We start from the raw sequence: 1,377 nt of genomic DNA on the forward strand, positions 1-1,377 counted from the left end.
TCAAACAAATCTACGGATTTGTATCCTTTTTCGGCAACTTTCTCATATGTTTTGGCAGCATCTATATACGCTAAATTTTCATATTGTTTGTTTGCTTTATCTAATTTTCCGGTTTGAGCGTTTGCACAAAAACAAATAAGTAGTAAAGTAATCGTTTTTAATATATTTTTCATAATCGTGGTTTTAAAAGAAACGTGGTGCAATAATCTTATCGTATTTTTTAAAGATTTCATAACGCAAAAAGATTTCATGAGAGCCTGAATTAAAACTACCTAATCTTGTGGTGTCTTTATCATAAGCATACCCTATGAGAAAAGAATCCGAAATTTGAAATCCTACCAAAGCACTCATTGCTGCGCTCCATCTATAAGCTGCCCCGAGAGTTAATTTGTCATAGAATAAAAAGTTCGCAGACAAATCTACTTGTAATGGCGCTCCAGCAACATACTTTACTAACGCTGCTGGTTTAAATTTTACTTGTTCTGTTAAATCGAATACATGACCTGCAATGGCATCAAAATGCATTCGCTGACTTGCCGTAGATTGAATATTGTTATCGTAATATTTTGTCTCTAGCATAAACGGAATAGAAAGACCAACGTATGTTTTATCGGAATACCAATATAAACCAGCTCCTATGTTAGGTCTAAATTTATTATCGATATTTTTATTTTCAAACAAAACATCAACACTATGCCTTTTCGTTAATTTACCATAATCGACATTCAAAAAATTAGCCGAAGCTTTTACTCCAAAAGCTAATTTAAAATTATCAGAAGTGGGAATCCAATAAGAAACATCTAACATAATATTGTTTTGAGATGATATCCCTAATCGATCATTAATAACTGACAACCCAAGTCCTAATCGTTCAGTAACAGGAGAACTAATAGTGAAATTATTAGTTACAGGTGCTCCTTCTAAACCAACCCATTGTGTTCTATGTAAACCATAAACACTCAAAACTCCTCTAGAACCAGCATAACCAGGATTTACCGTGACAGTATTATACATGTACTGTGTAAACTGAGAGTCTTGTTGTCCGTAACTCATTTGAGACAAACATAACACTATAAATGATGAAATAATTTTTTTCATAATCTGTTTTTTAATATCTCTGGGTCTAAAACAGACCCAGAGAAAATTTATCTATCTAGTTAAATGCAAATAACCAGCTTTCTCAATTGATTCGTTTTTCAAATCAACATATCTCACAATATAATAATAAGTCCCTACTGGCAATAATGAGCCTCTTTCTAGTGTTACACGTCCTTCTGAAATACCTTTAAAAGATTTTTCCTTATTATCGTATCCTGATACTTCATATACTAAAACCCCCCATCTGTTATAAATTTCAACAGAAGATTCTTTCATAAA

At 32.2% G+C, this 1,377-nt stretch carries 2 protein-coding genes; both read right to left on the minus strand.

Annotation, left to right across the window (positions count from 1 at the left end; translation table 11 throughout):
* Positions 1 to 183: 183 nt before the first annotated feature.
* The gene (locus B0A57_RS11945) at positions 184 to 1,098 is read right to left on the minus strand and encodes a PorP/SprF family type IX secretion system membrane protein (protein WP_011962491.1); all 915 of its coding nucleotides are present in this window, start codon (positions 1,096 to 1,098) and stop codon (positions 184 to 186) included.
* Positions 1,099 to 1,149: 51 nt separating this feature from the next.
* Positions 1,150 to 1,377, minus strand: a 228-nt coding sequence (locus B0A57_RS11950) for a T9SS type B sorting domain-containing protein (protein WP_207758892.1), incomplete at its 5' end; no start/stop codon positions are given.

This window comes from Flavobacterium psychrophilum DSM 3660 = ATCC 49418 (genome assembly GCF_002217405.1).
Lineage (GTDB): Bacteria > Bacteroidota > Bacteroidia > Flavobacteriales > Flavobacteriaceae > Flavobacterium > Flavobacterium psychrophilum.

Bases quoted from the DNA above. Each gene is read 5' to 3' on its own strand.
- B0A57_RS11945 (WP_011962491.1), bottom strand. From the start codon at position 1,098: ATGAAAAAAATTATTTCATCATTTATAGTGTTATGTTTGTCTCAAATG.